The 20,409-nt window shown below is 68.3% G+C and carries 22 protein-coding genes; 6 read left to right on the forward strand and 16 right to left on the reverse strand.

The features are described from left to right. Positions 1-31 precede the first annotated feature (31 nt). Genes ACFVAE_RS02300 through ACFVAE_RS02325 form a run of 6 tightly spaced genes read right to left on the reverse strand, consistent with a single transcriptional unit; the run spans position 32 to position 5,469 of the window. On the reverse strand, positions 32-622 hold the full coding sequence (locus ACFVAE_RS02300) for a transglutaminase family protein (protein WP_378887474.1): 591 nt from the start codon (positions 620-622) through the stop codon (positions 32-34). Continuing rightward, complete coding sequence (locus tag ACFVAE_RS02305) at positions 619-1,419, reverse strand: class I SAM-dependent methyltransferase (RefSeq protein WP_378887476.1); 801 nt, start codon at positions 1,417-1,419, stop codon at positions 619-621. Before ACFVAE_RS02305 ends, ACFVAE_RS02300 begins: the two co-directional genes overlap by 4 nt. Before the next feature lie 9 nt (positions 1,420-1,428). Continuing rightward, a complete protein-coding gene (locus ACFVAE_RS02310) occupies positions 1,429-2,241 on the reverse strand; it encodes a TrmH family RNA methyltransferase (RefSeq protein ID WP_378887478.1) in 813 nt (270 codons plus the stop codon). A gap of 4 nt (positions 2,242-2,245) precedes the next feature. Beyond that, on the reverse strand, positions 2,246-4,594 hold the full coding sequence (locus tag ACFVAE_RS02315; RefSeq protein WP_378887480.1) for an ATP-binding cassette domain-containing protein: 2,349 nt from the start codon (positions 4,592-4,594) through the stop codon (positions 2,246-2,248). A 16-nt stretch (positions 4,595-4,610) separates the two neighbouring features. Continuing rightward, positions 4,611-5,021 carry a VOC family protein gene (locus ACFVAE_RS02320; RefSeq protein WP_378887482.1) on the reverse strand — a complete coding sequence of 137 codons (411 nt, stop codon included), beginning with the start codon at positions 5,019-5,021 and terminating at the stop codon, positions 4,611-4,613. 10 nt (positions 5,022-5,031) lie between these two features. Beyond that, entirely contained in the window at positions 5,032-5,469 is a 438-nt protein-coding gene (locus ACFVAE_RS02325; RefSeq protein ID WP_378887484.1) for a helix-turn-helix transcriptional regulator, read from the reverse strand. Positions 5,470-5,568: 99 nt separating this feature from the next. On the opposite strand from ACFVAE_RS02325, the gene ACFVAE_RS02330 reads away from it, so the two are divergent. After that, positions 5,569-6,165, forward strand: coding sequence for an HdeD family acid-resistance protein (locus ACFVAE_RS02330; RefSeq protein WP_378887486.1), 597 nt, complete (start codon positions 5,569-5,571; stop codon positions 6,163-6,165). A 64-nt stretch (positions 6,166-6,229) separates the two neighbouring features. Here ACFVAE_RS02330 and ACFVAE_RS02335 read toward each other — a convergent pair whose 3' ends face one another. Continuing rightward, positions 6,230-6,994 carry an SDR family oxidoreductase gene (locus ACFVAE_RS02335; protein WP_378887488.1) on the reverse strand — a complete coding sequence of 255 codons (765 nt, stop codon included), beginning with the start codon at positions 6,992-6,994 and terminating at the stop codon, positions 6,230-6,232. Between the two features lie 116 nt (positions 6,995-7,110). Between ACFVAE_RS02335 and ACFVAE_RS02340 the strand changes: the two genes are divergently transcribed. The 4 genes from ACFVAE_RS02340 to ACFVAE_RS02355 all read left to right on the forward strand — a co-directional run bounded on the left by ACFVAE_RS02340 (position 7,111) and on the right by ACFVAE_RS02355 (position 9,785). Beyond that, the gene (locus ACFVAE_RS02340; RefSeq protein ID WP_378887490.1) at positions 7,111-7,566 is read left to right on the forward strand and encodes an NfeD family protein; all 456 of its coding nucleotides are present in this window, start codon (positions 7,111-7,113) and stop codon (positions 7,564-7,566) included. A gap of 4 nt (positions 7,567-7,570) precedes the next feature. Continuing rightward, positions 7,571-8,506, forward strand: a complete 936-nt coding sequence (locus tag ACFVAE_RS02345; protein WP_378890456.1) for an SPFH domain-containing protein — start codon at positions 7,571-7,573, stop codon at positions 8,504-8,506. Continuing rightward, the gene (locus tag ACFVAE_RS02350) at positions 8,503-9,276 is read left to right on the forward strand and encodes a glycerophosphodiester phosphodiesterase family protein (protein ID WP_378887492.1); all 774 of its coding nucleotides are present in this window, start codon (positions 8,503-8,505) and stop codon (positions 9,274-9,276) included. The genes ACFVAE_RS02345 and ACFVAE_RS02350 overlap by 4 nt, the downstream gene beginning before the upstream one ends. Positions 9,277-9,401: 125 nt before the next feature. Further along, positions 9,402-9,785: an RNA polymerase-binding protein RbpA gene (locus ACFVAE_RS02355; RefSeq protein ID WP_378887494.1), complete on the forward strand. Its 384-nt coding sequence runs from the start codon at positions 9,402-9,404 to the stop codon at positions 9,783-9,785. Here the strand turns inward: ACFVAE_RS02355 and lnt are convergent, their stop codons facing one another. Genes lnt through ACFVAE_RS02400 form a run of 9 tightly spaced genes read right to left on the reverse strand, consistent with a single transcriptional unit; the run spans position 9,786 to position 19,474 of the window. Continuing rightward, positions 9,786-11,315: an apolipoprotein N-acyltransferase gene (lnt, locus tag ACFVAE_RS02360; protein WP_378887496.1), complete on the reverse strand. Its 1,530-nt coding sequence runs from the start codon at positions 11,313-11,315 to the stop codon at positions 9,786-9,788. It lies immediately after the preceding gene. A gap of 7 nt (positions 11,316-11,322) precedes the next feature. Continuing rightward, positions 11,323-13,797: a DEAD/DEAH box helicase gene (locus ACFVAE_RS02365; protein ID WP_378887498.1), complete on the reverse strand. Its 2,475-nt coding sequence runs from the start codon at positions 13,795-13,797 to the stop codon at positions 11,323-11,325. Next, a complete protein-coding gene (gene tatC / locus ACFVAE_RS02370) occupies positions 13,794-14,555 on the reverse strand; it encodes a twin-arginine translocase subunit TatC (RefSeq protein WP_378887500.1) in 762 nt (253 codons plus the stop codon). The genes ACFVAE_RS02365 and tatC overlap by 4 nt, the downstream gene beginning before the upstream one ends. 59 nt (positions 14,556-14,614) lie before the next feature. Next, positions 14,615-14,857: a Sec-independent protein translocase subunit TatA gene (tatA, locus tag ACFVAE_RS02375; RefSeq protein WP_378887502.1), complete on the reverse strand. Its 243-nt coding sequence runs from the start codon at positions 14,855-14,857 to the stop codon at positions 14,615-14,617. Between the two features lie 35 nt (positions 14,858-14,892). Next, on the reverse strand, positions 14,893-15,876 hold the full coding sequence (locus tag ACFVAE_RS02380) for a helix-turn-helix transcriptional regulator (protein WP_378887504.1): 984 nt from the start codon (positions 15,874-15,876) through the stop codon (positions 14,893-14,895). Then, entirely contained in the window at positions 15,873-16,865 is a 993-nt protein-coding gene (locus ACFVAE_RS02385) for a helix-turn-helix transcriptional regulator (protein WP_378887506.1), read from the reverse strand. Before ACFVAE_RS02385 ends, ACFVAE_RS02380 begins: the two co-directional genes overlap by 4 nt. Further along, a complete protein-coding gene (locus ACFVAE_RS02390) occupies positions 16,865-17,761 on the reverse strand; it encodes a hypothetical protein (RefSeq protein ID WP_378887508.1) in 897 nt (298 codons plus the stop codon). Before ACFVAE_RS02390 ends, ACFVAE_RS02385 begins: the two co-directional genes overlap by 1 nt. Positions 17,762-17,771: 10 nt before the next feature. Beyond that, positions 17,772-18,782 (reverse strand): tRNA (adenine-N1)-methyltransferase, encoded by a 1,011-nt coding sequence (locus tag ACFVAE_RS02395; RefSeq protein ID WP_378887509.1) that lies wholly within the window; start codon positions 18,780-18,782, stop codon positions 17,772-17,774. Further along, positions 18,779-19,474, reverse strand: a complete 696-nt coding sequence (locus tag ACFVAE_RS02400) for an HAD family hydrolase (RefSeq protein ID WP_378887511.1) — start codon at positions 19,472-19,474, stop codon at positions 18,779-18,781. The genes ACFVAE_RS02395 and ACFVAE_RS02400 overlap by 4 nt, the downstream gene beginning before the upstream one ends. A gap of 69 nt (positions 19,475-19,543) precedes the next feature. Here ACFVAE_RS02400 and ACFVAE_RS02405 point away from each other — a divergent pair, with 69 nt between their 5' ends. After that, the gene (locus tag ACFVAE_RS02405) at positions 19,544-20,389 is read left to right on the forward strand and encodes a PAC2 family protein (protein WP_378887514.1); all 846 of its coding nucleotides are present in this window, start codon (positions 19,544-19,546) and stop codon (positions 20,387-20,389) included. The last annotated feature ends 20 nt before the right edge of the window (positions 20,390-20,409 follow it).

Genomic DNA, 20,409 nt, shown 5'->3' on the forward strand with positions numbered 1-20,409 from the left:
TCACGATGTCAGCCTTGGCCGCGGTCCCCCGTCATCGTTCGTCGAGATCTGCGGGCAGCTGGGTGGTCAGGATGTTCGTCGCCTCGTCCAACGTCGCGACGATCTCCGGAGCCACGGTCGAGTGGAGCTCTGGATAGTCGCGTTCGCCGCGGCTCGGATCGATCCGGTAGGCCAGACGCTCCTCGCCGAGTGAGAACCGCGCGTCGACATCCGCCTTGTTCCCTCGTGGATCCTGACGATGCCACGCTCCGTCGAGCCAGATCGCGACGAGTCCGTGCACCACGAAGCCGTCGTCGTCGCCCAGCCGCTGATAGCAGAGGCCGGCAGGGATGCCCTCTGCGCGAAGCAACGCGGCCAGAAGGACCGACTTCGCGTAGCAGAGGCCCACACCTTCGCGGAGGACTTCCGATGCGGCGAGCGTCACGCGCGGATCCTGTACGTCGTAGGAGTGAGCGATCCTGTCCCGCACCCACTCGAATGCAGCCTGCGCGAATGCGGGATCCGCGGGGTTGCGCGCGCGCAGCGAGGCAGCCAGCGCCGCCACCTCGACGTCATCGCTCTGCACCAGTGCGTCGTCTGCCAAGTACTGCGCCGGGTCGGATGCCCTCAGCGTGAGGCTCATCCCTGCAGCACCCGCGCTATTGCGAGCAGATGTGCGCTCTGGTCGCGGATGCCCGGTTCCGCGGACGCCGCACGGGCGATCGTCATCGCGGCGTCCTGAACCGCCTGGTCGAGGTCTCGAGCCATCTCGAGGAACAGGCCTGCCGGCCCCTCGACCCCGACGACCTCGAGCACCTCCAGCCCGGCCGCTTCGGCCTCACCCTGCAGTTCCTCGGCGGTGTGGAAGTGTCCGGCGGGGAATCGCAGCCCCGACACCGGCGTGCCGTCGGCGATCAGTGCGCTCCACTCCCCCGGGATCGGCGAAGGAACTTCCCGCCCCAAGGACGCGGCGCCGAACGCGACATATCGCGACAGCCCGGCCGCGAGAACCATCCCACCGGGGCGCACGACTCTGGCCGCCTCACGGATCGCGGTCAGCCGGTGCTCGAGAGACGCCAGGTGGTACAGCGGCCCGAGCATCAGCGCCGCATCGAACGAGTCGTCCTCGAAAGGCAGGTTCCGGGCATCCCCGATCCGCGCCTGCACGCCGGCCTCGAGCGCACTCTCGACGTGCCGTGGCACCGGCTCGATCAGCTCGACCTCATACCCGTCGCGCTGCAGCGCGACGGCGTGCGCTCCCGAGCCGCCGCCGATGTCGAGCACCCGCCCCGCTGGCACGTGCTCGCGAATGAGTTCTTGTGTGCGACGGAACTCCAGCGGCCCCTGCGCAGAGCGTGTGGTCAGCCGCACGCTCTCATCGAAGACGTCGCCGTAGTAGGTCTGGATCCGCGCGTCGATGTCCGTCTGCGAAGGCGTCATGAACGGATGTTAGCGAGTCGCACGCTGCCGCGCGGCCTCGTAGAGCATCAGCGTGGCCGCGTTCGATGCGTTCAGCGAGCTGGCCGAACCCCGCATCGGCACGCGGACGGTGACGTCCGCAGCCTCGCGCCAGCCGCGCGACAGCCCGACCGTCTCGTTCCCGATCAGCACCAGGGTCGGCTGCGTGAAGTCGTAGTCCCAGACATCGACGTCGCCGTGCTCATCGGTGGCGACGACCGACACGGGCACGCCGGCGGCCTTTACGTCGGTGATCCAGTCCAGCACCGGGCCCTGGGATGCCGCGCGCACCGCCGGCGTCGCGAACAGCGACCCCGTCGACGAGCGCACCGACTTCGGGTCGTACACGTCCGCGGCGTGGCCCGACACGACGAGCCCGTGTCCGCCGAAGGCGTCTAGCGACCGCAGGATCGCGCCGACGTTCCCGGGCTGCGTCGGCCGGTCGAAGACCATACCGAGGAAGTCCGCGGGCGTCGGGATGCGCGAGAAGTCATCCGCCGGCATCCGCACGATGGCGATGGCCTCAGCGTCTCCATCCTCCTTGCCGGAGAGCTCGGCGAGCAGATCCGGGCTCATCGCGATGCCCTCGCCGGCCTGCGCCACGACGTCCTTGGCCCAGGGCGACAGCTTCCGCTGCCCGTCGAACACAGCGGTCTCGATCGTCCAGCCGTGCGCGATCGCCTGGTTGATCGGGCGCACGCCCTGCACGATGAACAGGCCGTCGCGCAGTCGGCGGTTGCGGTTGTGCAGCAGCGCCTCGATCAGCTGGAAGCGGGCGTTCCGGGTGGAGATCTTGAGTGTCACCGATTCAGGATCCCACGTACTGGGCGAGATGCTGACCGGTCAGGGTGGACCCGTCGGCGATCAACTGCGCAGGAGTGCCCTCGAACACGACCTTCCCGCCGTCGTGCCCGGCGCCAGGGCCGAGGTCGATGATCCAGTCGGCGTGCGCCATCACGGCCTGATGATGCTCGATCACGATCACCGTCTTCCCGGAGTCGACGAGGCGGTCCAGCAGACCGAGCAGGTTCTCGACATCCGCGAGGTGCAGCCCCGTGGTCGGCTCGTCCAGCACGTAGACGTCGCCGCCTTCCGCCATCTGGATCGCCAGCTTGATGCGCTGCCGTTCACCTCCGGACAGCGTCGACAGGGGCTGGCCGAGCGTGAGGTACCCGAGGCCGACATCGGCCATCCGATCCAGCATCTTGACGACCGCGGGGATCTTGGCCTCTCCCCCGGCGAAGAACTCCTGCGCCTCGCGCACCGGCATCTCGAAGACCTCGACGATGTCCTTGCCGGCGAGCTTGTAGTCCAGCACGGCGGGCTGGAACCGCTTGCCGCCGCAGTCCTCGCACGGCGTCTCCACCGTGTCCATGAACCCCAGCTGCGTCACGATCACGCCCGACCCCTTGCACGACGGGCAGGCACCCTCGGAGTTCGCGCTGAACAGCGCGGGCTTCACGTCATTCGCCTTCGCGAAGGCCTTGCGGATCGGCTCGAGCATCCCGGTGTAGGTGGCGGGATTGCTGCGACGGGAGCCCTTGATCGCAGTCTGGTCGATCGACACGACGCCCTCGCGCCCTGCCACCGACCCGTGGATCAGCGAGCTCTTGCCCGACCCCGCTACGCCCGTGACGACCGTGAGCACCCCGAGCGGGATGTCGACGTCCACACTCTGCAGGTTGTTCTCGTCGGCGCCGCGCACCTCCATCGCGCCGTTCCCATCACGCACAGCATCCTTGACGGATGCCCGGTCGTCGAGGTGCCGCCCCGTCAGGGTGTCGCTGGAGCGCAGCCCCTCGACACTCCCCTCGAAGCAGATCTCCCCGCCGGCGGTGCCCGCACCCGGACCGAGGTCCACGATGTGATCGGCGATCGCGATCGTCTCGGGCTTGTGCTCCACGACCAGCACCGTGTTGCCTTTGTCGCGCAGCTGCCGCAGCAGCCCGTTCATCCTCTGGATGTCGTGCGGATGCAGGCCGATCGTCGGCTCATCGAAGACGTAGGTGACATCGGTGAGCGAGGACCCGAGGTGCCGCAGCATCTTGATCCGCTGCGCCTCTCCCCCGCTCAGGGTGCCGGATGGGCGGTCCAGGCTGAGATAGCCGAGACCGAGCATCACGAACGCGTCCAGGTTGGCGCTGAGCGCCGCCAGCAGAGGCCCCGCCCCCGGCCTGTTCAGATCGCGCACCCAGTCGGCGAGGTCCGTGATCTGCATCCGGCAGGCGTCTGCGATGCTGATGCCGTCGATCTTCGACGAGCGCGCACCCTCCGTCAGCCTGGTGCCGTCGCACTCCGGGCAGGTCGCGAACGCGGCCGCGCGCTCGACGAAACGACGGATGTGGGGCTGCAGTGCGTCGAGATCCTTCGAGAGCATCGACTTCGTGATCTTCGGGATCAGCCCTTCGTAGGTGATGTTGACCCCGCTGACCTTCACCTTGGTGATCTCGCCGTAGAGGAAGTTGTGCCGCTGCTTCTCGGTGAAGCTCGAGATCGGCTGATCCGCCGGATAGAACCCGGACTCGGCGAACTGACGCACCATCCATCCGTCCGCGGTGTAGCCCGGCACGAGGATGGCGCCGTCGTTCAGTGACAGACTCTCGTCGACGACCTGCGTGAGATCGAGGTCCGACACCGTCCCCCGCCCCTCGCAGCGTGGGCACATGCCGCCGAGGTAGATCGCATCCTTGACGATCTTCTTCTCACCCTTCGGGCCGGTCATCACGCCGCTCGCCTGCTGGGTGGGGATGTTGAAGGAGAATGCCGTCGGACCGCCGATGTACGGCTCGCCGAGCTTCGAGAACAGGATGCGCAGCATGGCGTTCGCATCCGTCACGGTGCCGACGGTCGAGCGGGGATTTGCGCCGAGGCGCTCCTGGTCGACGATGATCGCCGTGGTCAGCCCCTCGAGCACGTCCACGTCGGGGCGCGGCACCGACGGCATGAAGCCCTGCACGAACGCGCTGTAGGTCTCGTCGATCATGCGGCGCGACTCGGCGGCGATCGTGTCGAAGACCAGCGAGCTCTTCCCCGACCCGGACACTCCCGTGAAGACGGTGAGCCTCCGCTTGGGGAGGACGACGCTGACGTCCTTCAGATTGTTCTCACGGGCCCCCTCGACGCGGATGCTGTCGTGGGCGTCGGCGATGTTCGTCATCGTCGTCCTCTCGGGGTCAGGCGGCCTGCTGCAGACGCACCATATTGCCCGCCGGGTCGCGGAACGCGCAATCACGGATGCCGTAGGGCTGATCGATGGGCTCCTGCACCACATCGGCGCCCTTGGCCTCGATGGCGGCGAACGCCTCGTCGACGTCATCCGTCGAGAGCACGATCCCGCCGTAGCTGCCCTTGGCCATGAGTTCGAGGATCGTCGTACGCTCCGCGTCGTTGATTCCGGGATCGACGGCGGGCGGCGTCAGCACGATCGCCGTGTCGGGCTGACCGACCGGTCCGACCGTGATCCATCTCATCTGCTGGTAGCCGACGTCCTTGCGCACCTCGAAACCGAGCACGTCGCGGTAGAAGGCAAGGGATGCTTCGGCGTCGATGTGCGGGAGGAAGCTGGCATTGATCGTGATGTCCATGTCGTCGACGCTACGCATCCTCGACGGCATCCGCTTCTCGATTCCTGATCGGTCTTGTGGCCTGCTTCTCGACCCACGACGGGATGCCGGGCCCGAGACCCGGATCCTCCTTGTAGGCGCTCGGCGGCCTGCCGACAAGCTCGGAGAACCGGGTGCTGAAAGTGCCCAGCGAGGAGAAGCCGACCTCAAAGCACACGTCGGTGACCGACAGATCACCGCGGCGCAGCAGCGCCATCGCCCGTTCAATGCGTCGTGTCATCAGGTATGAGTACGGCGATTCGCCGAAAGTCTGCTTGAACCGCCGGCTGAGATGCCCGGCGGACATGTGCGCTCCCCTGGCCAGCGCCTCGACATCGAGCGGCTGGGCGTACTCGCGGTCGATTCTGTCGCGCACCCGGCGCAGCACGACCAGCTCGCGCAGGCGGGCGTCATCGGGCGTCACAGTCACCTCACGATCCTGGCACGGGCGCGCGGAGTTCCACGGTTTGGAAACCGCAGCCACTACGCTGTACTGAGCCTCACAGGAGGTTCCCAGAAAGGAAACATCATGTCTGATGCTCTCTCGGAAGCGAAGGGCTTCGTCAAGTCCGTCCGGGTCTTCCTCGCCGTCTCGGGCGCCATCGCGCTCATCTCCGGCCTCATCCTGCTCATCTGGCCCGGCAAGTCCGCCGTGATCGTGACCGCGATCATCGCCGCGTACCTGATCGTGGCCGGCCTCGTCTACATCGCGCTCGGCATCTTCTCCAAGGAGAAGGGCGGCTGGTCGCGCGTGGGCCACATCGTGCTGGGCCTCATCTACATCGTCGCAGGCGTAATCGCGTTCACGAACCTCGCCGCAGCGGCAGCGACGCTGGCCTTGGTGGTCGCCATCCTCATCGGTGTGAGCTGGATCATCGACGGCATCGTCTCGCTCAGCCTGCTGAGCAAGGCCGCGTCGAAGACGTGGACGGTCATCTACGCGATCCTCAGCATCATCGCCGGAATCGTCGTGCTGTTCTCCCCGATGTTCGCCGCCGTCGTGCTGTGGTGGATCCTGGGCATCGCCCTGGTCGTCCTCGGCATCGTGCAGATCGTCCGTGCGATCACGCTCGGCAAGGACGCCAAGGAGATCGAGGACACGCTGAAGAGCGACGCCTCGGTCTGAGCAGTCCGCTCATGAGAATGGCCCCGTCCGATCGGACGGGGCCATTCTCATGTCTGCGATGTGGTCACTCAGCCGCGAAGCCGGAGGTGTCGCCGACCAGGCGCGTGTTGTCGGCGGGCACCGGGTCGACAGCGGCCTGTGCGACCTCGGCGGCGAACTCCGACACGTTGTAGAGCTTGCCGGCCGACTCGCGACGCTCCGAGATCGCGCCGGGGTTCATGCGCTCCAGCAGCGTGGCGGTGATCGTGCCCTCGATCATGTCTCCGGAGACCACGGTGAACCCGACGCCCGCCTCGGCCAGGCCAGGGATGAGTTCGCGCAGCGCGTCCTCACCGGCACGCTTCGACTTCGCGACCGGCTCGTACTCGGGCATGGTCGGAGTGGTGCGGATGAAGTGCGCCTGGTGGCTGGTCACGAAGACGACCCGCGATCCGTCGCCCAGCAGCGGTCGCGCCTGGGTCAGCACGTCCACCTGCGCGTCGCGGTTGAGCTTGAGCGCGTAGTCCTCGGCCATGCCGGACTCCATGCCGCCGGACGCGTTCAGCACCAGGATGTCGAGCCGGCCGAACTCGCTCTCGACCTTCGCGAACATGTCGCCGACGGATGCCGGGTCGGTGAGGTCCGCGGCGACCACGAGGGCCCTGCGACCGAGTGCGCGCAGCTCAGTCGCGAGCTTCTCGGCACGGGGCGCCTTGTTGCGGTAGTTGATCACCACGTCGGCGCCGGCCTGTGCGAAGTAGCGGACGGTGTCGGCGCCGATGCCCCGCGACGATCCGGTGACCAGCGCCACCTTGCCGTCGAGGGATCCAGCGGGAAGAACGTCGGTCACTGGTGCTCCTTGGAATGCTGTGTTTCGCCGCGACCGCGACGATCTCAGCCTACCGCGGAGGGGCCCGCCGGCCCCGTCCTGGCCCGTGGTAGGTTCGCAGCAGAGGGAGGGCGAGCATGATCGAGATGTTCGAGCAGTGGGCGTGGATCGGCTGGCTGGTGCTGATCGCGTTGTTCCTCGTGATCGAGATGCTGAGCCTTGACTTCACCTTCCTGATGCTGGCCTTCGGTGGAGCCGTGGGCCTCGTCACCGACCTGATCGGCATGCCGCTCTGGCTGCAGGTGATCATCGCGGCGATCGCCGCAGCATTGTTCATCCTGTTCCTGCGTCCACCGCTGCTGCACAGGCTGCGGCGTGGCGAGGATCCGGTGAAGTCCAACGTCGACGCTCTTATCGGCCTGCGCGGCACAGCTCTGGCGGAGATCACCAGGGTCAGCGGTCAGGCCAAGCTCGGCAACGGCGACACCTGGACGGCTCGCAGCGCCTCCGACGCGCCGATCCCCCAGGGCGGGCGCATCGAAGTCGTCGAGATCACCGGGGCGACGGCCGTCGTCCGCCCCGTCAGCGAATAGGAGAATCGTGGACGATTCGTTCATCCCCACCGCGATCGGGTGGATACTCGCGATAGCCGTCATCATCCTGGTGATCGTCACGGTCGCCCGTGCCATCCGGATCATCCCGCAGGCCACCGCAGGCGTCGTCGAGCGGCTCGGTCGCTATCACAAGACCCTCGCGCCGGGACTGAACCTGCTGGTGCCGTTCATCGATCGTCTGCGCCCGCTCATCGACATGCGCGAGCAGGTCGTCTCGTTCCCGCCGCAGCCCGTCATCACCGAGGACAACCTCGTGGTCTCCATCGACACCGTCGTCTACTTCCAGGTGACGGACGCCAGGGCGGCGACCTACGAGATCGCGAACTACCTGGGCGCGGTCGAGCAGCTCACCACGACGACGCTGCGCAACGTGGTCGGCGGTCTGAACCTCGAAGAGGCATTGACCAGCCGCGATGAGATCAACGGGCAGCTGCGCGTGGTCCTCGATGAGGCGACCGGCAAGTGGGGCATCCGCGTCTCGCGCGTCGAGCTGAAGGCGATCGATCCGCCCGTCTCCATCCAGGACTCGATGGAGAAGCAGATGCGTGCCGAGCGTGACCGCCGTGCCGCGATCCTCACCGCTGAGGGCTCCAAGCAGTCCCAGATCCTCGAGGCCGAGGGTCAGCGTCAGGCGGCGATCCTGAAGGCCGAGGGCGACAAGCAGGCCGCGGTCCTCCGTGCGCAGGGTGAGGCCGAGGCGATCCAGAACGTGTTCTCCGCCATCCATATCGGCCAGCCGGACGACAAGCTGCTCGCCTACCAGTACCTGCAGATGCTGCCGAAGATCAGCGAGAGCCCGTCCAGCAAGCTGTGGATCATCCCGAGTGAGCTGACCGACGCGCTGAAGTCCTTCGGCACGGCGTTCGCTCCGAAGCCCGACGGCACTCCCCCGGCGCCGCCGAGGCTGCCCGGCGCGTGACGCACCCGTACTTCGACGGAGCCCGGCTCCCCCGAGTCCTCGCCCACCGCGGTCTCGCGACCCCTGAGGGCGAGGACTCATCCGTGTGGGAGAACTCTGCGGGCTCCTTCGCACAGGCCGTGACGACCGGCGTCGACTACGTCGAGAGCGACTGCCAGGTCACCGCCGACGGCGACGTCGTGCTCTTCCACGACGACACGCTGGAGCGCCTCACCGGCGACTCCCGCGCGATCTCGACCGTGCGAACTGCCGAGCTGCGCGACATCTTCGCCGAGCACGGCGGTCTGATGACGGTCGCCGAGGCTCTTGCCGCGTTCCCCGACACGCGCTTCAACATCGACGTCAAGACGGATGCTGCGGCCGAGCCGATCGGCCCTCTCATCGCTCCGCACAGCAGGCGTGTGCTGATCACGAGCTTCTCGGACGCCCGTCGACGCCGCGCACTCGACGCGATCCGACGAGCGGGTGCGGCCGAGCGTCCCGCGACCTCTGGGGGCAGTCGCACGATCGTGGCGCTGAGGGCGCTGTCCGCGCTGCGCCTCTCCCCCGTCGCTGTGCTGCGCGACATCGATGCGGTGCAGATCCCCGTCGCCCAGGGAGCGTTCCGAGTGCTGACGCCGTCGCTGCTTCGTGCCGCCCATCGGCACGGCGTGGAGGTGCATGTCTGGACCGTCAACGAGCCCGAGCAGATGCGCGAACTCGTCGCCTTCGGAGTCGACGGCATCATCAGCGACCACGCCGACGTCGCACTGCGCACCCTGAAGGAGTGACACTTCCTCCGACGTATATGCGCTGACCCCTGGGATTCCACTGTGAAAAGCTCTAGGATTCAGGCCCTGTGGATGATCCGCACAGACAGGTTCGTTATACCTGACAGCGACGAGAGGACCACACAATGGCAGATCGCAGCCTGCGCGGCATCCGACTCGGCGCCCAGAGCTTGCAGAGCGAAGAGGGCGTCGTCTTCATGGAACGGAGCGCCACCACCTATGCGTGCCCGGTTTGCGGGCACGAGACCACCCTGATGTTCGCCGCGGACGCGGAGCCCCCGCAGACGTGGGAGTGCCGTTCCTGCGGCGCTGACGCTCTGCTCGAGGTCGACGGCAAGCCCGTCACTCCGGTCGAGGAGGACGGCAAGGCCGCCCGTACCCATTGGGACATGCTGCTCGAGCGCCGTACCCGCGCCGAGCTCGAAGAGCTGCTCGAGGAGCGGCTCGCCTACATCCGCGCCCGTCGTGGCGCCGGCGACGACCCGACTCGCCAGAAGATCGGCGCCTGATCAGGCCCGACGCCGTCGGGCGAGCACGCCGCTGAGCACCAGCCCAGCGATGCCGCCCCACAGCAGGACCTGCTGAAGCCACGGTCCGACCACGACTCCAGCTGTGAGGCCGGTGCGAAGCTCGACGTCGTCGAGCAGCGCGCCGGCCTCATCCGCGTCCAGGGTCGACATCGTCGACCCGTCGGGACGGATTGTCTGGCTGGTGCCCACAGTGGAGATGTTCACCACGCTGCGACCGGTCTCGATGGCGCGCGTGCGCGCGAAGGCCAGCTGCTGCAGGTTCTCGTCGGTGCCACGGAAGTCGGCGTTGTTCGTCTGGAAGATCAGCACCTGTGCTCCCCCGGTGACTCCCTCGCGGATGACCTCGTCATAGATCACGTCGAAGCAGATGGCGAGCCCCACCGGAACTTCGCCGACGCGCATGAGCGGCGGGTTGGTGCCCGGGGTGTACTCGCGCTGCAGCAGGCCGATGAGGTCGGGCACGATCGCGTTGTAGAACTCGCGGTTCGGCACGTACTCGCCGAAGGGCACCGGATGCCGCTTGTCGTGGAGCTGGTCCGCCGTGCCGTCCGAGGTCCACAGGAACGACGTGTTGAAGATGTCCTTGCCACGCTCGGTGGCGGTGTTCGCGAGCAGAGGTGCGCCGGCCTCGGACACCACTCGGGTCAGCCGTCGTGCGGTTGCCGGGTCCTGGAACGGGTCGTAGCCTGCCGATCCCTCCGGCCAGACGACCAGGTCGACGTCCTCGCCGTACAGCGGCTCGGTCGCCGCCATCTGCGAGTCGATGATGGCGTAGGGCTCGCGGTGATCGAAGTACCCCGTCGGACCGTTGCCCTGCACCGCACCGATGCGCATGTCGCCGGCGGACGATGTCGGGAACAGCGGGGTGAGCAGCAGAACGAGCACGAGTGCGACCGGGGCGATGAGGCGCAGCGGCCGACGCCACGAGCCTGTGCGCACCAGCTCGATGACCAGAGCCGTCGTGGTGACGATCAGGAAGCTCAGCCCGCTGACCCCCAGCCACGAGGTCACGGCGCCGAGCGGACTCTCCGACTGTGTCATGCCCAGACGCGCCCACGGGAAGCCCCCGTACGGCCAGTTGCCCAGGAACAGCTCATGCCCCGTCCAGAGCGCACCGACGAGCACCGGGAGCGCGAACAGGCGGCCGCGCGGCCATGCCCGCGGCACCCAACGATAGGCGAGGGTGATCGGCAGCAGTGCGACGGCGGTGAGCGCGCCCTCGACGAAGGTGAGCGCGCCCCACGGGATGACGCCGAGGTACCGGGACGTCCACGACACGAGCAGCCCGAAGAACAGCAGTCCGTAGACGAGACCGACCAGGATCGCGCTCCACGCCCGGCGCCCGATCAGAGCGAGCAGCAGCAGCGCCACCCCGGGGAACACCAGCGGCCAGATGGCCGGCTCCGGGAAAGCCACCCGCATCAGAATCGCCGCCAGGGCTGCCGTGGGCAGAGCGAGCCAGAGCGGCAGCAGCGGCTGCGGCCGCTGTGCGCGGTCGGTGTCGGACATCCGGCTCCTACACTCCCGAATAGGCGACGATACCGCGGCGCACCCCGTCGAGCGCGCGTCGCGCGGTGCGCGCGAGATCCGCGTCCTCGGCGACGATGGAGAGCTGATCGAGCAGATCGATGGTCTGCTTCGCCCATCGGACGAAGTCGCCGGCGGCCATGTCGGCCTCGATGAGCACCCGGTCGAGCATGCCGCCGCGAGCCCACTCGTGCATGGCCGCTGCAAGCCCGGGCGCGAGCGCCTCGGTACCGGGCAGACGGTGATCCTGCTCGAGATCGTCCAGCTCGGCCCACAGCTCGGCGGTGCGATCGTACGCGATCCGGAACGCGCCACGGGGCATGCCCCGCTCCCCCGCGTTCTGCTCGTCGCGTCGGGGCTCGTAGACCAGGCTGCAGGCCATCGCGGCCAGCGAGGGCGCGTCCAGCTGCTTCCAGAGGCCCTGGCGCAGCGCCTCCGCGACCAGCAGGTCGCGCTCTCCATAGATGCGGCGCATCGTGCGCCCGGCATCCGTCAGGGCCAGGTCGTCGCCCTCGCCCGTGACGTAGCCGACGACCTCGAGCACCTCGAGGACGCGATCGAAGATCCGCGCCACCGTTCCGGTGCGGTTCTCGATCTGGCGGCGAGTGCGATCGGTCTCGCGCTTGAGCTTCCAGTACCGCTCCGCCCAGCGCGCGTGCGCCTCCCGGTCGGGGCACGCGTTGCACGGATGCCGCTGCATCCGGGTGCGCAGCTGCTGGATCTTGTGCAGCCGCTTGTCGCGCACGGCGCGCGGAGCGGCAGCGTCCTTGCGGTGCTTCTTCTCCAGATCGCTGAGCTCGCGTCGGATGCCCGCATACTCGGTGAAGTCGCCGTGCTCGCAGGTCATCGCCTCGACGTAGCCGGCCAGCGAGGTCTCGGCCTCCTTCACCTGACGGGCCAGGCCCACCACGGCGCGGTCGGCCTGGAACTGCGCGAACGACGACTCCAGGATCTCGCGTGCCCGAGCGCGGCCGAACCTGTCGATGAGGTTGACCGCCATGTTGTAGGTCGGTCGGAAACTGGAGTTGAGCGGATAGGTGCGGCGGGATGCCAGCGCGGCGACGGCCTGCGGATCCATGCCCTCGCTCCACTGCACGACGGCGTGTCCCTCGACATCGATGCCACGGCGACCCGCGCGCCCGGTGAGCTGGGTGTACTCCCCCGACGTGATCGCGACGCGCGCCTCGCCGTTGAACTTCTCCATCTTCTCCAGCACCACGGTGCGCGCCGGCATGTTGATGCCCAGCGCGAGCGTCTCGGTGGCGAAGACCGCCTTCAGGAGCCTGCGCTGGAAGAGTTCCTCGACCACCTCTTTGAATGCCGGCAGCAGACCGGCGTGGTGCGAGGCGATTCCCCGCTCCAGGTCATCGCGCCACTGCCAGAAGCCCAGCACGTCCAGATCCTCGTCGCGCAGCGCCCTGGTGCGGTCGTTCACGATCTCGCGGATCTCCGCCCGCTCCTCGGCGGTCGTCAGCCTGAGGCCGGAGCGCCGGACCTGCTGCACCGCCGCGTCGCAGCCGACCCTGCTGAAGATGAAGAAGATCGCCGGCAGCAGATTGGCATTGTCGAGCAGTCGCACGACGTCGGCGCGGTCCATCCGCTCGATGCGGCGGATGTTGGCGGAGCGCACCGGGCGCTTCCCGCCGCGCGGCGGCCGCTTGGCCTGGTTGCCGGCCTGCCGCGAGCTGCGGTACTCCTGCGCCCGCCTGTTGTCGTCGTACCGCGACCCGGTGAACGAGCGGATCCTCATGAGCTCCTGGTTCACCTGCGCGGTGGCGATACCGGCCCTGTCGTCGAACAGCGGCAGCAGGTCGTCGCGCACCAGCACGTGCTGCTCGAGCGGCACGGGCCTGGTCTCCGACACGATCACGTCGGTGTCGCCGCGCACTGTGTCGAGCCAGTCGCCGAACTCCTCGGCGTTCGACACCGTCGCACTGAGCGAGACCAGCCGCACCTGAGAGGGCAGGTGCAGGATGACCTCTTCCCAGACCGGACCGCGGAACCGGTCGGCGAGGTAGTGCACCTCGTCCATCACCACGTAACGCAGTCCGGTGAGCGCCGGGGAGTCGGCGTAGAGCATGTTCCGGAGCACTTCGGTGGTCATCACCACGACGCGCGCGTTGCCGTTGATGTTGGTGTCGCCCGTGAGCAGGCCCACCTCGTCCTCGCCGTACACGTCGACGAGCTCGCGGAACTTCTGATTCGACAGCGCCTTCATCGGCGTCGTGTAGAACGCCTTGTCGCCGGGCGTCTGCATCGCGAGGTGGATCGCGAACTCGCCGACGATCGTCTTGCCGGCGCCGGTCGGGGCCGCGACAAGGACGCTGCGGCCGGCTTCGAGCGACTGGCAGGCCGCCACCTGGAACGGATCCAGGCGGAAGCGCTGCTGCGCGGCGAACTCCGCCGTCTGAGGATGATCGCGTCGGTCGTTCGCCTCGGCGAACCGATCGGCGGCCGACGTCATGCGGGAAGGTCGGGGTCGAGCCCCATCGTGATCATGCGCTTGCGCTTGCGGCGGTCGAAGATCAGCGCCAATCCGCCGGCGGCGAAGTACAGCACCGTCAGGATGCCGGCGAGCAGGAACATGCTGACGATGTCGGCCGGCGGGGTCGCGATGGCCGCGAACACGATCGCGACGAGGATGGCCCAGCGCCATCCCTTGAAGATCGCCTTGCCCGAGATGATGCCGGCCAGGTTCAGGCCGATCATGAACACCGGTGTCACGAACGAGATGCCGACCACGATCATCAGCTTGAAGATGAAGTCGTAGTACTGCCGGGCGTCCATCACGTTGGTGCCGCCCTCGGGCGTGAACCCGACGAGCATCTCGATGACGTGAGGGCTGACGAGCATCGCCGTGTAGCACCCGGCGAAGAACAGCGGGATGGCAGCACCGACGAACCCGACCGTGTACCTGATCTCCTTGCGGGTCAGGCCCGGCATGATGAACGCCCAGATCTGCCACAGCCACACCGGAGCCGCGAGCGTCAACCCGATCGCGAAGGCGATGCGCATGCGCAGATCGAACGACGACGTCACCGTCGTGAAGTTCAGCGAGACGTACGTCGTGCCCTTCATCTCCTGCAGATCGATGATCGGCCGGGAGATGAAGTGGATGATCGGGTCGGTCACGAGGAACGCTACGATCATCGCGACGACGATCGTGATCGCCGCGATCGTCAGTCGCTTGCGGAGCTCGCGCAGGTGTGCGCCGAGCGACATCCGACGGTCGTGGCGAGGCTGTTCCTCGACAGGCGAGGAATCAGTCACTGCCACCGCCGTCAGCTGGTCTTGTCAGCGCTGGAAGGTGCGTCCTTCTGCGGTCCGGTCGAACCGCTCTCGGGCGCAGCCTCGGTCTGTGCGGCAGTCGTCGCGTCGTCGTCCTTCATCGCCTTCATCTCACCCTTGAACACACGGGCGGACTGTCCGACGCTCTTGGCCAGCGCAGGCAGCTTCGCCGCGCCGAAAAGAAGCAGGACAACGATGAGAATGGCGAGCAGGTGCCATCCGGTCAGGCCAGCCATAGAAGTCTCCTCATTGATGGGTAGTGGCGTTCAGTCTACCCGTGGTCGGGAGACATCGGGTCACGGTACAGCGCCAGTCCGGCATTCGCCCATTCCCGGGTGGCAGTCCGCGCCGCTGAGGGCTCCAGGACCTGCATCCGTCCGGCGAAACGTGCGGCGAAGCGCTTGATGCCGCGCGGGTCGGCCATGCGCAGCCGTAGGACCACCTCGCCGTCCGACCGGGAGATCTCCTCGGAGCGGAAGCCGCCCAGCAGCGGAGCGAGGCTCTCCGGGATCCGCACGGTCACAGCGCCCTCGTCCGGGCCGGTGCCGAAAGCGTCGGGAACCCGGTCGGCGCCATGCGTGATCGCGATCTCCGTCAGCCGTGCATCGCTCACCCGGTCGAGGTGGAAGGTGCGCATCGCCTGGCGAAGGTGGCACCAGCCCTGCAGATACCACTGGCCGTCGGTGATGAGGACCTGCACCGGGTCGACCGTGCGCACAGTGGGTGCGGCATCCGGCGCACGATAGGTGAACGAGACGGCGACGCCGTCGTTCAGCGCGCGGGAGACGACCTCCTGCACCTCGCTCACCCGGCTCGGCGCGATGACGACGTCGGCGGGCGCGTCGACCGCACCGCGAGCCAGTTTGGCGAGGAGCCCGGCGACGAGCCCGGAGTCGGAGACGGCAGGGACTGCGGCGACCATCTGCAGCCCCGCGAGCAGCGCTGCGGCCTCGCGGGCGGTGAAACGCGGCACACGTCGCAGCGCCACGTCGTTGGTGATCTCGATCACGTCGTGCTGGTCGAGAAGGTCCCAGTCGATGTCGAACATCTCCTGCGGCTGCTGCCAGAAGCCGTCCTCACCGGGGAGCCCGATCACCGTGAGCTTCTCGACCATGGCGCGCATCTCGGGCACGCCGACGCCGAACTCTGCCGCCGCCTCGGCCAGCGACACCTGGCCGCGCTCGAGCAGGTAGGGAACCAGTGTCAGGTAGACCCGCACGCGGTCGGCCGCGAGCAGGGGCTTCGGATCGCTCATGCGTGCTCCCCCTCGGTCGCGTGCGCCTCGAAGACGCCCTGCAGCCGTGCAACGACCGCGTCTCGGAGCTCGGCGGGCTCCACGACGCGCACCTCCGGTCCGTAGGACGCGAGTTCGTCGGCGAGGATGTCGCGGTCGACGTAGGGCAGGTGGATGCCCTGCACCGCCGGCGTGGCGCGCCGACCCAGCCTCAGGGCGGCCTCGGTGCCCGGCTCGACCTCCAGCAGCGCGGAGTGCGTTGCGGCGACCTCTTCCAGCCCGGCCAGCGCCCGCTCCCCCGCGCCCTCGCGCAGCGCCGGGTCGAAGGACTGCGCAGTGACCTTCACGGCGCCGACGATGCGGCTGAGCAGGAAGGTGCGCTCCGCGTCAGCGTCCACGTCGATGCCGTAGATGTGCCAGCGCGCCTCGTAGTCGAGAAGCGCCAGCGGACGCAGTCGCCGCCGCTGCGGACGCTCGTCACCGGGCTTGAGGTAGTCGAAGGTCACGACCCTGGTGCGCTCGATCGCATCCTGAAGCGGTGCGAACGCGGCATCCCGTCCGGTGATACGCGGGGCGAAGCCGATGATCGGCTCGTCGCCGTCGATGCCCATGGCGCGGATCTTGCGCACCCCGGCCTGCGCGTCGGCCGACGCGGACTCTGCGCTCCACACGCTGCCGGCGAGACGCAGCACCGCGAGCTCGGCCGGGCTGAACGCGATGTCGCCGGGAAGGTCGTACTCTTCCTGCGGGATGCGGTACCGAGCCTCTCGCAGATCGTTCGGGTCCGCTGCATCGCCGATCGTCTCGACACGCACGCCGAGGGCCCGCAGCTGATCCTTGTCGCGTTCGAACATCTTCTCGAGGGCATCGGTCTTCGCACCGGCCTCTGCGCGCTGACGGTATCCCGACACGTTGTCGAGGATCTGCTGCTTGGTCAGCCCGATCCGCGTGGCCATCAGCGCCACGATCAGGTTGGTGAGGCGCTCCTCCGCGGGGATCGTGGCGGCCATCACTTGCCCGAGGGCACCGAACCGAGGACGTCGACGACGTAGGCCACGGCCTGGGCATCGCCCTCGCCGGGGACGACGACGAGGATCTGGGAACCGACCTTCGCATCCTTCACGGCGTCCGCCACCTGCTTCGGCAGCTTGGAGAGGTCCGCCTCGGGCAGCGAGCCCCAGGTGCTCTCGGCCACCTTCTTGTCGTTCCAGCCGACAGCCGTGTAGGCGAAGAACGGCTGGTCGTCGCCGACCTTCGCACCGTCTCCGGCGATCAGCGTCTGCGTGACGGTCTTCGTCGGCGCCTTGCTGTCGGGGATGATGATGCCGGGGCGACCGTCCGAAGGATTGCGGACGACAGTCGGCACGCCGCGCGCGTTGTTGAACACATCGCCGCCCTCTGCGCGGGAGAGCATGGTGCTGTCGATGTCGAAGACCGCGATCACGCTGTCGCCTTTGTCTGTCGCGGGCGCGGCGACCACGACGCGGCTCCCGCCGGTGGCGCACTCCAGCGCCTCGTGGATCTTCACGTCCGGAAGCCCCTGCTCGATCGTGCTGATCGTGAACAACTGGCCCTGACCGTCGAAGCCGACGTTCTGGATCATCTGTCCGGTCTTGCCGTCGTACATCGCGAACCCGCCGACGAAGACCTGGTTCGGGTCGACCAGCGGCTCCCCGTCGCCGACCTCGGCGTCGAAGTACGACACCTTATCGACCTTCAGCGGTCCGACCAGCTCGAGCTTCGGCTGCTTGCCGACGTCACCGCTGACGGTGATGTCCTCGTCGATCCCGTTCACGGAACCGGTGCGATCACAGGTTGCTCCTGCGAACGACGGGGCAGCCGAGCATCCGGTCAGAGCGACAGCGGACAGGGCGAGGGCGGCGAGAGCAGCGGACGTTTTACGCACGCGCTCCAGTCTATTCCGAAGCCGGGTCCGATTCGCGCGCCGAGGCGGCGATGCGCGCGCCGTCGGCAGCCTTCTGCGCCTCGCGGACGCGCTTGCGCAGGTTCTTGTCGGTGATCTCGCGGTCGCCGACGGCACCGGGGGTCCACAGCTCGACGTCCTCGTCGGAGAAACTCGTCTTCGACGCGCGGCGGCGAACCTCGGGCGGGATCGCGCCCGGTGCGAGCCGCCGCGCGGTCAGCAGGAAGCCGGTGTGGGCGACCATGCGGTGGTCGGGGCGCACGGCGAGACCCTCGACATGCCAGCCTCGCACCATGGTCTCGGAGGCCTCCGGGTCGGTGAACAGGCCGGTGGCGCGGATATACTCCGCGACGCGCGACAACTGGGTCGCGGTCGCGATGTAGCAGATCACCACTCCGCCGGGCGTGAGCGCGTCGGCCACGGCGTCCATGCAGTCCCACGGAGCGAGCATGTCGAGCACGACCCGGTCGACGGTGCCGGGCTCGAACTCGGCCCCGAGCTGCTCGGCGAGGTCGCCGACGACGACACGCCAGGTGTCGGGCGTCTCGCCGAAGAAGGTCTCCACGTTGGCCATGGCCACCTCGGCGAAGTCCTCACGGCGCTCGAAGGAGGTCAGCGCGCCGTCCGGCCCGATCGCCCGCAGCAGGGCGAGTGACAGCGCGCCGGAGCCCACGCCCGCCTCGACGACCGTCGCGCCGGGGAAGATATCCGCCTGCACCACGATCTGTGCGGCATCCTTCGGATAGACGATGGCTGCACCGCGCGGCATCGACATCGCGAAGTCGCGCATCAGCGGGCGCAGCGCCAGATAGTCGTGGCCCGAGCTGTTCGTCACGACCGAGCCGTCCGGCAGTCCGATCAGGTCGGCGTGCCGGAGCACGCCGTGGTGGGTGTGCAGCTCGCCGTCGGGGCGCAGCGTGATCGTGTGCATCCGTGCCTTGGGCCCGGTCAGCTGGACCCGGTCGCCCTCGCGAAAAGGTCCGCTCGGCCGTGCCGCGGTCATCGTGCGACCTCCGTCGTGTGGCGGGTGTGCAGGGCGATCACGTCATCGGCCGTGCGGCCCTCCAGCGTCTCCCAGAGCTCGTGCGCGCCGAGCCCGTCGAGCGGGATGAGGTTCGGCACGCCGATCGTGACGGCACCGGATGCCACACCCGACGCGACGCCGGTGCGGGAGTCCTCGATCGCGATCGTGTCGGCGATCTCCACGCCCAGCAGCTCGGCCGCGCGCAGGTAGGGATCCGGATGCGGCTTCGGCCTCTCCACGTCGTCACCAGCGACCACGAGATCGAACGCCTCGAAGTCGATCAGGTCGACGACGTCGGTCGCCATCCGGCGCAGCGACATGGTCACGAGTGCGGTGCGGATGCCGGCGGCCCGCAGATCGGCGAGCAGCTCCCGCGCACCGGGACGGAACGGAACACCCTGCGTGCGGAGCGACGCGGAGACCCGGTCGGTCAGCCAGTCGACGATCGCCTGCGCCTCCATGTCGACACCCGCGGCCTGGAAGACCTTCGCGCTGTCGAGGAGTCCGCTGCCGATCAGCTGCAGCGCCTGCTCGTGCGTCCAGGTGCCGCCGTGGGACTCGACGAGCACCGTCTCGGCGGCCATCCAGTAGGGCTCGGTGTCGATCAGTGTGCCGTCCATGTCCCAGAGGACTGCGGCGGGCCGGGTGATGGCAGAGGGTGCGATGCTCACTGCACCAATGGTACCGGCGCACCGGCGCGCGCTCGTGCCCGCATCCGCTGCGGCGACTAGCCTTGAGGAATGGACGTCCTCGGCTCGCGCATCATCGTCGCCGCCTTCGACGGCTGGAACGACGCCGGCGAAGCGGCTACCGGCGCCCTCGCCACGCTCCGCGAGAGCGCCGAGTTCACCACGGTGCACAGCGCCGACCCCGAGCTGTACTTCGATTACCAGTACATCCGGCCTGCCACCCGCATGGATGCACAGGGGCGCCGCGAGCTGACCTGGCCCGAGGCGACGCTGTCCCGCCCGACCGTCGCGGCCGGCTCGCCCGAGGTCTGGCTGCTGACCGGTTCCGAGCCGGCGCGCACCTGGCAGGCGTTCGCCTCCGAATTCATCGACGTCGCGCTGCGCGATGACGTCACGGGCTTCGTCACCCTGGGCGCGATGCTCTCCGATGTGCCTCACACCCGTCCGATCTCGGTGTTCGCGTCGAGCCAGAACGAGCAGGTCCGCGAGGCTCACGGGCTGGAGCGCTCCACCTACGAGGGCCCGGTCGGCATCCTCAGCGTGCTGGAGCACTTCGCGGAGCGGGCCGGCATCCCCACCGCCAGCCTGTGGGCGAGCGTGCCGCACTACGTGGCGACCGCCGCCCCTTCGCCGAAGGCGACCCTCGCGCTGCTGGATCGGCTCGAGGAGCTCACGGCGATCGGCGTGCCGCGCGAGCACCTGCGCACAGAGGCCGCGGCCTGGGAGGCGTCGATCGACGCCGCCGCCGCGGACGACGACGACATGACCGAGTACATCCGGCAGCTGGAGCGCACCCGCGACACCTGGGACTCCCCCGATGCCTCCGGTGACGCGATCGCCCAGGCGTTCGAGCGTTATCTGCGCCGTCGCGGCGACGGTCCGGATCCGAAGCGCTGATCCGGACCGTCGTCACGTGC

The sequence above is a fragment of the Microbacterium sp. NPDC057659 genome (assembly GCF_042799915.1).
In the GTDB taxonomy this organism is placed as follows: Bacteria; Actinomycetota; Actinomycetes; order Actinomycetales; family Microbacteriaceae; genus Microbacterium.

What these genes read in the sequence shown, in the direction of transcription:
- ACFVAE_RS02355 (WP_378887494.1), top strand. Translation starts at nt 9,402, where the DNA reads ATGGCAGATCGCAGCCTGCGCGGCATCCGACTCGGCGCCCAGAGCTTG.
- tatC (WP_378887500.1), bottom strand. Translation starts at nt 14,555, where the DNA reads ATGTCGCTCGGCGCACACCTGCGCGAGCTCCGCAAGCGACTGACGATC.
- ACFVAE_RS02340 (WP_378887490.1), top strand. Translation starts at nt 7,111, where the DNA reads ATGATCGAGATGTTCGAGCAGTGGGCGTGGATCGGCTGGCTGGTGCTG.
- ACFVAE_RS02395 (WP_378887509.1), bottom strand. Translation starts at nt 18,782, where the DNA reads ATGACCGCGGCACGGCCGAGCGGACCTTTTCGCGAGGGCGACCGGGTC.
- ACFVAE_RS02405 (WP_378887514.1), top strand. Translation starts at nt 19,544, where the DNA reads ATGGACGTCCTCGGCTCGCGCATCATCGTCGCCGCCTTCGACGGCTGG.
- ACFVAE_RS02305 (WP_378887476.1), bottom strand. Translation starts at nt 1,419, where the DNA reads ATGACGCCTTCGCAGACGGACATCGACGCGCGGATCCAGACCTACTAC.
- ACFVAE_RS02380 (WP_378887504.1), bottom strand. Translation starts at nt 15,876, where the DNA reads ATGAGCGATCCGAAGCCCCTGCTCGCGGCCGACCGCGTGCGGGTCTAC.
- ACFVAE_RS02300 (WP_378887474.1), bottom strand. Translation starts at nt 622, where the DNA reads ATGAGCCTCACGCTGAGGGCATCCGACCCGGCGCAGTACTTGGCAGAC.
- ACFVAE_RS02315 (WP_378887480.1), bottom strand. Translation starts at nt 4,594, where the DNA reads ATGACGAACATCGCCGACGCCCACGACAGCATCCGCGTCGAGGGGGCC.
- ACFVAE_RS02365 (WP_378887498.1), bottom strand. Translation starts at nt 13,797, where the DNA reads ATGACGTCGGCCGCCGATCGGTTCGCCGAGGCGAACGACCGACGCGAT.
- ACFVAE_RS02320 (WP_378887482.1), bottom strand. Translation starts at nt 5,021, where the DNA reads ATGGACATCACGATCAATGCCAGCTTCCTCCCGCACATCGACGCCGAA.
- ACFVAE_RS02330 (WP_378887486.1), top strand. Translation starts at nt 5,569, where the DNA reads ATGTCTGATGCTCTCTCGGAAGCGAAGGGCTTCGTCAAGTCCGTCCGG.
- tatA (WP_378887502.1), bottom strand. Translation starts at nt 14,857, where the DNA reads ATGGCTGGCCTGACCGGATGGCACCTGCTCGCCATTCTCATCGTTGTC.
- ACFVAE_RS02385 (WP_378887506.1), bottom strand. Translation starts at nt 16,865, where the DNA reads ATGGCCGCCACGATCCCCGCGGAGGAGCGCCTCACCAACCTGATCGTG.
- lnt (WP_378887496.1), bottom strand. Translation starts at nt 11,315, where the DNA reads ATGTCCGACACCGACCGCGCACAGCGGCCGCAGCCGCTGCTGCCGCTC.